The organism is Amycolatopsis sp. NPDC003731, from assembly GCF_053586895.1.
Genome location: NZ_JBSFNC010000079.1, coordinates 35,708 through 42,669 on the forward strand (window position 1 = coordinate 35,708; position 6,962 = coordinate 42,669).

Genomic DNA, 6,962 nt, shown 5'->3' on the forward strand with positions numbered 1-6,962 from the left:
ACCCCACCGGACGGTCCACACACGCTCAGGACGGCACCGGCTGCTCCCCCGCCGGGTGAAGGTGGCGGACCTCCGCGTCCGGGTGGCGCGTCAGCGGCACCAGCGGCAACGGCGTCGATTCGGCGAGTTGTTCCAGGTGCCGCAACAGGATTCCCTCCCGCAACGCCCACGGGCAGACTTCGACGCTCGGGACGTCCAGCGCCGACAACGTTCCCTCCGCCGCCAGCGCGCCGGCCACCACCTGCCGGGCCCGCGGCTTCGAAATACCGCGGAACCCGGCCCGTTCGGCCGCCGGGACGCGGGCCAGCCGCGGGATCCAGCCGCGCACGTCGGCGACCACCAGTTCGCGGGTGACGAACGGGCCCTTGCGCTGCGGCGCGGCGCCGGTGAGGCGAGCCAGCTGCTTGAACGTCTTCGACGTCGCGACGACCCGGCGCGGCGGCCCTTCCCAGCGCAGGCGGTCCAAGACCTCCGACAGCGTGTCGCGGACGTGCCGGCGCAGCGCCTTCACCTGCTTGCGCGTCGGCGGGTCGGCGGTGAGGAACTCGCGGGTCAGCCGGCCGGCGCCCAGCGGGAGCGAGACGGCCAGTTCGGGCTCGACGTTCCGGCCGAGCACCAGCTCCATCGACCCGCCCCCGATGTCGATCAGCAGCAGCCGCCCGGCCGACCAGCCGTACCAGCGGCGCGCGGCGAAGTACGTCAGCCGCGCCTCCTGCTCGCCGGAGAGGAACTGCGGCCGGATGCCGGAGCCCGCCTGGATGCGGTCGATGACCTCGTCGCGGTTCACCGCGTCGCGCACCGCGGCGGTGACGAACGGGTACAGGTGGTCGACGCCGAGCCGCACCGCCGCGTCGACCGCCCGGCCCACCGCGCCCGTCACCCGCTCGATGCCCTCGTCGCTCAGCGTGCCGTCGGGCCGCAGTTCCTCGGCGAGCAGCGTCGGTTCCTTCACCGCGTGCGCCGGGAGCGGCGGGGCTCCGGCGGAGACGTCCACCACCTGCAGCTGAGCGGAATTCGACCCGATGTCCAGCACGGCCAGTCTCATCGGGCCGGAATACCCCGCGGGCCTCGCGTTTAGTCCCTGGCGGGGGTGGTAGCCGACCGGGAACGAAAGGAGATGCCCGTGTCGCTCCCGGCGCCGCTACCCGCCGAAGCCGCCTCGCCGCGGCGCGCCGTCGTCACCGGTGCCGACTCCGGCATCGGCCGCGCGGTCGTCGCCGCGCTCTCCGGCGGCGGTCTCGACGTCGGCATCACCTACCACTCCGACGCCGGCGGCGCGGAGGAAACGGCGGCCGAAGCCCGCTCGCACGGGGTGACCGCGCACGTCCGGCAGCTCGACCTGACCGACCTGCCGGCCGCCGCCGGCGTCGTCGACGCGTTCGCCGAAGACCTCGGCGGTATCGACGTCCTGGTCAACTGCTCCGGCACCGGCAGCAGCCAGCTCGCGGTGGACCTCGACTACGAGAAGTGGCGGCAGGTCCTCGACGTCGACCTCGACGGCGTCTTCCTGCTGTCCCAGCGCGCCGCCCGGCACATGATCGACGCCGGGCGCGGCGGCCGGATCATCACCATCACCAGCGTTCACGAGCACGTCCCGCGCGTCGGCGCCGCGCCTTATTGCGCCGCGAAGGCGGGCGCGGGCGCGTTGACTCAAGTTCTCGCCCTGGAGCTCGCGGAGCACGGCATCACGGTGAACTCGGTGGCTCCCGGCGAGATCTCGACCCCGATGACCGGCCAGACCGACGCCGACCCGCGCGAGCAGGACCGGCCCGGCATCCCGCTCGGCCGCCCCGGCCACGCGGCCGAGGTGGCGGCCGCGGTCGCGTTCCTGGCCACCCCGGCGGCCGGCTACATCACCGGCACGTCGCTCGTCGTCGACGGCGGCCTGCTGCTGATGGGAGCTCAGCACGGGACCGCCCACCGCGGTCACGACTGGCGTTCCCCCTGAGACCAGGGGCCCGCGTCCTGGCTGCAGGGACCGGCGTGGGCTCCGGCCGCGGGCCGGACGGCGGCTCCCCCAGCCCGCCGTCCGGCCCCTTCCACTTGTCCGTTTTCCGCACGCCTGAGGGGGTATCCGGCCGCGGAGGGAAGGAGAATCCCATGTCTTCCGCCGAAATCCGCACCCCGGCGTCGTGGCTCCGGCCGGTCGTCGCCGTGCTCGGGCTGCTCTACCTCGTGCTGGGGATCGCCGGGTTCCTGACCCCGGAAACCGCCGCGGTCGGCCACGAGACCGGCCGCGCCGTCTGGATCTTCAGCGTGACGCCGTTGCTCAACCTCGTCCACACGGTGGTCGGGGTGCTCGGGCTGCTCGCCGCGACCCGCCGCACCGGGGCGATCATCTACTGCTGGGTGCTGTTCGTCGGCTTCACCGGGATGACCGCGTACGGCATCCTCGCCACCGCGCTCGTCAACCCCGAGGACCCGATCAACCTGAACTGGGCCGACAACTGGCTGCACGGGCTGACCGCGGCGGGCGCGCTGGTGCTCGGCATCGTGGCGGCACGCGCGGTCAACCGGACCGGGGCGCGCTCGCGGTGACCCCGGCCGTTTCGCCGGCCGATCGCCGGGTAGCCGCAGAAGAACACCACGTGAAGGAGGGTTCCCGTGCACCGTGAAAGCGACCGGCATTCGCCCCGCGAGGACGACGCGATGAAGGCCGAGCTGCAGGGAACCCTGCAGGGCAACGGCCCGACCCGCGCCGAGCAGTGGCGCGACCCCGAACTCCCGGCGGACGACGAGCCGGAAGTCCCGCCCTTGGGCGGCGGCGCATGACCGCGGTCGACGCCCCCGCCGTCGTCGTGCACTACCGCCTCCACGCGGACTTCGCCGTCGGATCCCCGCTGGTGCGCCGGATCCTGGGTCCGCGCGCCGGCCTGGAACTCGACGCCGACGGCTTGCGCGTCCGCTTCGGGCCGTGGCTGGTCGAGACGCCGCTGAGCAACCTCGCCGGCGCCGAGGCCACCGGCCCGTACCGCGCGGTTCGTGTCTTCGGCGTCCGCCTGTCGCTGGCCGACCGCGGCCTGACTTTCGGCACGACGACACGAGGTGGCGTCTGCCTCCGGTTCCGGGAACCGGTCCGGGGCATCGATCCGTGGGGGCTGTTCCGCCACCCGGGCCTGACGGTGACGGTGTCCGAACCGGCACTGGTCGCCGAAGCCATCAACCGGATCGTGGGGGCCGCATGACGGCGGCCCGGATCCTGGCCGTGACGGTGGACTGCCGACAGCCGGACCTGCTGGCCGAGTTCTGGGCCGCGGCGCTCGGCAACGCGAAAACCCGCACGTGGACGGATTCCCATGGCCTGACGTACCGCCAGGTCGAGTTCGACGACGGCCCGGCGCTGCTGTTCCAGCCGGTGCCCGAGGAGAAGGCCGGCAAGAACCGGCTGCACCTGGATCTCGCCCCGGTCGAGGGAGATCAGCGCGCCGAGGTCGAACGCTTGGTGATGCTGGGGGCGAAGGTGCTCGACGACCCGCCCGACGACCCGTGGATCGTGCTCGCCGACCCGGAGGGCAACGAGTTCTGCGTGCTGCCGGCCCGCTGATCCAGCCTGGTTCAGGCTTGGCCGACCGGGTCGCCGGCGTAGGCGGCCAAGCGGTCGTCGAAGCCGTCGGTGGTGCCGGGTCTGCGGAAGTCCGGGGGGGCGGGCCGGCCCGGGTACTTCTCGCCGTACAGGCCGGTCACGAAGGCCACCACCGCTTCCGGAGCCGGCAGGACGTCCTCGCCCAGGTACGCCAGCACGATGACTTCGTCGCCGCTCGAGGACTCGACCGCCGCGGCCCAGCCGTCGCGTTCGTCCCACAGCAGGGCCGTCTCGTGGTCCGGGAACCGGGCGAGCCGCCGCTCCAGCGCGACATACGCGCCGGCTGGGACGTCCACCTCGCAGAACCAGGCGGGCGCGTCCAGTTTGGCCGCCACGGCCAGGAGGTACTGCCGCAGCCCGCGCGCCGCCGGGCCGAGCCCGTCCCGTTCGCTCATCCCGCTCCCGCCTCTTCGGTCGGTGCCCCATCGGGTGATACCCCGTCACCCACCCGGTCAATCCGGGGTGCCGCGGGTGACGTCACGGGGTGAGCAGGGCGAGAACGTCGTCGTCACCCAGCTGGCGGAAATCGGCGTACCACTGCCCGACTGCGCGAAACTCCGGCGGCTCGGCGACGCAGACGACGTCGTCCGCTTCGCGCAGGATCCGCGCGGCGGCGCCGGGCGCGGCGACGGGTGCCGCGAAGACGAGCGTCCGAGGCCGGGCCGCGCGGACGTCACGCAGCGCTGCCGTCGCGGTGACGCCCGTCGCGAGCCCGTCGTCGACGAGGACGACGTCGCGGCCGGTGAGGCCGGCGGGCTCGCGGCCGGCGCGGTACCGCTCGAGCCGGCGGCGCGCCTCCGCCCGCTCCCGGGTCTCGGTCCGGGCCAGCCGTGCGGCGGTCAGTCTCATCGCGCGCAGGCCGGCTTCGTCGTAGATCGCCGGGCCGTCCGGGGTGACCGCGCCGACGCCGAACTCGCGGTGGCCGGGCGCGCCGATCTTGCGAGCGACCGCGACGTCCAGCTCGGCGCCGAGCCGCCGCGCGACGACGGCGGCCACCGGCACCCCGCCGCGGGCGAGCCCCAGCACGACCGGATCGGCCCAATCGCGCCGCCGCAGTTCGCCCGCGAGCCGTCGCCCGCCGTCCTCCCGGTCGGCGAAGATCCGCGGCCGCGCGGGCATCAGGTCACGGGCGCCACTCGTCGCGCCAGTCGGGGTGGGCTTCGTACACCGACGCGATGAGCTTGACGGACACGTCGTCGTGGGCGTCGCGGATCTCGCGGCGCAGGAACTCGGCCTTCTCGGCGAACGGCACCGGGTGCCGGTCCTCCATCGCTTCGACCGGCCCGCCGGCGAGCAGCAAGCCGTCGCCGTCATCGGCGTACATGATCCGCAGCCGCCCGCGCCGTTCGGCCTCGTCGATCAGCGGCAGTTCACCCGCCCGGACGCGCTCTTCGTCCTCCGCGAGCCGGGCGAGCACGAATTCGTCGAGCTTCGCGGTCGTGGTGTCGTCGAGATTCGTCATGGGCCCGGGATACCCGCCGGGCGACGCCCTCAAGCGTCGGCGCGGCTCAGGCGCCGGGCCACCGCGCCGCCGCGGTGACCGTCCGGGTGGGCGACACGGTCACCTGGATGCAGCACGACGAAGCCCCGCACGACGTCGTCACGACGAGCGCGCCGGTGGCGTTCCGCAGCCCGCGACTGTCGGCCGGGCAGAGCTGGAGCTACACGTTCCGGCAGCCGGGCACGTACCAGTACTAATGTTACTGGTCACCGGGATCGCGGTGCTGTGCCTGCTCCTGCTCATACCGCGGCGGGTGTGAATTCCTGTCCGGAACCTGTCCCGGAAAGGACTGGACCAATAATATCGGCACCGGACAATGGGAAGCATCGCCCTTCGACGCGGAAGGTGGCCGATGCACTTCCTCGCCCCGCTGCTGACTGTGGTCCTCGCGGCCACTCCGACGCCGACGCCGTCCGCCGCGGCAGTGGCGACGATCTGCAACAAGTACTGCGACGCGCGAGATCCCGCGTCGTCACCGGGCGACCGCGAAGGCGCTTCGGCCGGCGTCGGCGCCCGGCGGATCACCTTGCACCTCGACGACGGCGACGCCATGGGCTGGGCGGCGATCACCGGTGGCGCCGCCGGCGACCACGTTTGGCTGGACCGCTCGTTCGACGCCGGGCGCACCTGGGCGTCGGGCAGCAAACTCGGCGACACCGCGACGCCGTCCGGCGCGACGGGCTGGCGGACACTGATGTACAACGCCGACGACTGGGCGAACAAGGGCGTCGGCCTGCTTCGCGCGTGCGGGCAGCCCGCGGGGTCGGGCAGCATCGCCTGCACCGGCTGGGCCCGCCCGACGTGGAACGCCTGGGACCGGCGCACCGCGGCCGCGACGGCGTTGATGGAGCGGTACAACCTGGGCACCGGCCTGTTCGACACGACCGGGTGGTGGAATTCGGCCAACGCGCTCACCGCGGTCATCGACAACATCCGGATCAGCGGCATGGGCAGCTACCGCTACGCGATCGACACGACGTACACGAAGAACCTCTCGGCGCAGGGCGGCAGCTTCCGCAACGACTACCTCGACGACACCGGGTGGTGGGGCCTCGCGTGGGTCGACGCCTACGACCTGACCGGCGACGGCAAGTACCTCAACACGGCCCGAGCCGATGCCGACCACATGTACGCGTACTGGGACGGCGTCTGCGGCGGCGGGGTCTGGTGGAGCACGAGCCGCACCTACAAAAACGCCATCCCGAACTCGCTGTACATCCAGCTCAACGCGGCCCTGCACAACCGCATCCCGGGTGACACGGTCTACCTGGCACGGGCCCGGGCGAGCTGGACCTGGTTCGCCGGGAGCGGGATGATCAACGGCTCGAACCTGGTCAACGACGGCCTGACGTCGGCCTGCGCGAACAACGGCCAGCCGACCTGGACGTACAACCAGGGCGTGCCCCTGACGGCGCTCACCGAGTTGTCCCGCGCCACCGGTGACGCGAGCCTGCTGACGAAGGCCCGCGCGATGGCGAACGCCTCGACGACGAACGCGTCCCTGAACCCGGGCGGCATCCTCCGCGACCCGGGCGAGACGGCCGGCGGTGGCGGCGTCGACGGCCCGAGTTTCAAGGGCGTGTACGTCCGGGACCTGGCGGCGCTCAACGCGGCCCTGGCCGACCACCCGTACACGCCGTACCTGCAGCGACAGGCGAACGCGGCGTACGCGAACGACCGAAACAGCGCGGACGCCTACGGGTTGCTGTGGGCAGGCCCCTTCGACCAGCCCGACGCGGCCCGCCAGCAGAGCGCCCTGGACCTGATGAACGCGGCCCCCTGACCGGGTCGTGCCCCCACTGCGACCTGCGGACGGAATGATCGCGCCGCGGGCGCCGTTAGACTTCGTTGGCTCTTTTTCCCCGAGGCGAAAGATCG

At 73.0% G+C, this 6,962-nt stretch carries 11 protein-coding genes; 7 read left to right on the plus strand and 4 right to left on the minus strand.

All coding sequences use genetic code 11. The features are described 5' to 3' along the window. Positions 1-25: 25 nt before the first annotated feature. Positions 26-1,045, minus strand: coding sequence for a Ppx/GppA phosphatase family protein (locus ACWDN5_RS28375; protein ID WP_310975676.1), 1,020 nt, complete (start codon positions 1,043-1,045; stop codon positions 26-28). A 72-nt stretch (positions 1,046-1,117) separates the two neighbouring features. On the opposite strand from ACWDN5_RS28375, the gene ACWDN5_RS28380 reads away from it, so the two are divergent. From ACWDN5_RS28380 to ACWDN5_RS28400, 5 genes are all read left to right on the plus strand, one after another. Then, entirely contained in the window at positions 1,118-1,948 is an 831-nt protein-coding gene (locus ACWDN5_RS28380) for an SDR family oxidoreductase (protein WP_449678415.1), read from the plus strand. A 152-nt stretch (positions 1,949-2,100) separates the two neighbouring features. Then, the gene (locus tag ACWDN5_RS28385; RefSeq protein WP_449678416.1) at positions 2,101-2,538 is read left to right on the plus strand and encodes a DUF4383 domain-containing protein; all 438 of its coding nucleotides are present in this window, start codon (positions 2,101-2,103) and stop codon (positions 2,536-2,538) included. Positions 2,539-2,604: 66 nt separating this feature from the next. Then, a complete protein-coding gene (locus ACWDN5_RS28390) occupies positions 2,605-2,772 on the plus strand; it encodes a hypothetical protein (RefSeq protein ID WP_310975673.1) in 168 nt (55 codons plus the stop codon). Continuing rightward, entirely contained in the window at positions 2,769-3,185 is a 417-nt protein-coding gene (locus tag ACWDN5_RS28395; protein WP_449678417.1) for a hypothetical protein, read from the plus strand. Before ACWDN5_RS28390 ends, ACWDN5_RS28395 begins: the two co-directional genes overlap by 4 nt. Continuing rightward, a complete protein-coding gene (locus tag ACWDN5_RS28400; protein ID WP_310975671.1) occupies positions 3,182-3,544 on the plus strand; it encodes a VOC family protein in 363 nt (120 codons plus the stop codon). The genes ACWDN5_RS28395 and ACWDN5_RS28400 overlap by 4 nt, the downstream gene beginning before the upstream one ends. Before the next feature lie 11 nt (positions 3,545-3,555). On the opposite strand, the gene ACWDN5_RS28405 is transcribed toward ACWDN5_RS28400, so the two are convergent. From ACWDN5_RS28405 to ACWDN5_RS28415, 3 genes are all read right to left on the minus strand, one after another. Then, on the minus strand, positions 3,556-3,978 hold the full coding sequence (locus tag ACWDN5_RS28405) for a DUF6292 family protein (RefSeq protein WP_449678418.1): 423 nt from the start codon (positions 3,976-3,978) through the stop codon (positions 3,556-3,558). 82 nt (positions 3,979-4,060) lie between these two features. Next, complete coding sequence (locus tag ACWDN5_RS28410) at positions 4,061-4,702, minus strand: phosphoribosyltransferase (protein WP_449678419.1); 642 nt, start codon at positions 4,700-4,702, stop codon at positions 4,061-4,063. 4 nt (positions 4,703-4,706) lie between these two features. Continuing rightward, the gene (locus tag ACWDN5_RS28415; RefSeq protein WP_449678420.1) at positions 4,707-5,045 is read right to left on the minus strand and encodes a hypothetical protein; all 339 of its coding nucleotides are present in this window, start codon (positions 5,043-5,045) and stop codon (positions 4,707-4,709) included. Between the two features lie 107 nt (positions 5,046-5,152). Between ACWDN5_RS28415 and ACWDN5_RS28420 the strand changes: the two genes are divergently transcribed. Together ACWDN5_RS28420 and ACWDN5_RS28425 are read left to right on the plus strand one after the other, a co-directional pair. Then, a complete protein-coding gene (locus ACWDN5_RS28420; protein WP_449678421.1) occupies positions 5,153-5,281 on the plus strand; it encodes a hypothetical protein in 129 nt (42 codons plus the stop codon). Between the two features lie 155 nt (positions 5,282-5,436). Further along, a complete protein-coding gene (locus ACWDN5_RS28425) occupies positions 5,437-6,867 on the plus strand; it encodes a glycoside hydrolase family 76 protein (protein WP_449678422.1) in 1,431 nt (476 codons plus the stop codon). Positions 6,868-6,962: the final 95 nt, after the last annotated feature.

Bases quoted from the DNA above. Each gene is read 5' to 3' on its own strand.
- ACWDN5_RS28400 (WP_310975671.1), top strand. From the start codon at position 3,182: ATGACGGCGGCCCGGATCCTGGCCGTGACGGTGGACTGCCGACAGCCG.
- ACWDN5_RS28405 (WP_449678418.1), bottom strand. From the start codon at position 3,978: ATGAGCGAACGGGACGGGCTCGGCCCGGCGGCGCGCGGGCTGCGGCAG.
- ACWDN5_RS28415 (WP_449678420.1), bottom strand. From the start codon at position 5,045: ATGACGAATCTCGACGACACCACGACCGCGAAGCTCGACGAATTCGTG.
- ACWDN5_RS28395 (WP_449678417.1), top strand. From the start codon at position 2,769: ATGACCGCGGTCGACGCCCCCGCCGTCGTCGTGCACTACCGCCTCCAC.
- ACWDN5_RS28420 (WP_449678421.1), top strand. From the start codon at position 5,153: ATGCAGCACGACGAAGCCCCGCACGACGTCGTCACGACGAGCGCGCCG.
- ACWDN5_RS28425 (WP_449678422.1), top strand. From the start codon at position 5,437: ATGCACTTCCTCGCCCCGCTGCTGACTGTGGTCCTCGCGGCCACTCCG.
- ACWDN5_RS28375 (WP_310975676.1), bottom strand. From the start codon at position 1,045: ATGAGACTGGCCGTGCTGGACATCGGGTCGAATTCCGCTCAGCTGCAG.
- ACWDN5_RS28380 (WP_449678415.1), top strand. From the start codon at position 1,118: ATGCCCGTGTCGCTCCCGGCGCCGCTACCCGCCGAAGCCGCCTCGCCG.
- ACWDN5_RS28410 (WP_449678419.1), bottom strand. From the start codon at position 4,702: ATGCCCGCGCGGCCGCGGATCTTCGCCGACCGGGAGGACGGCGGGCGA.
- ACWDN5_RS28385 (WP_449678416.1), top strand. From the start codon at position 2,101: ATGTCTTCCGCCGAAATCCGCACCCCGGCGTCGTGGCTCCGGCCGGTC.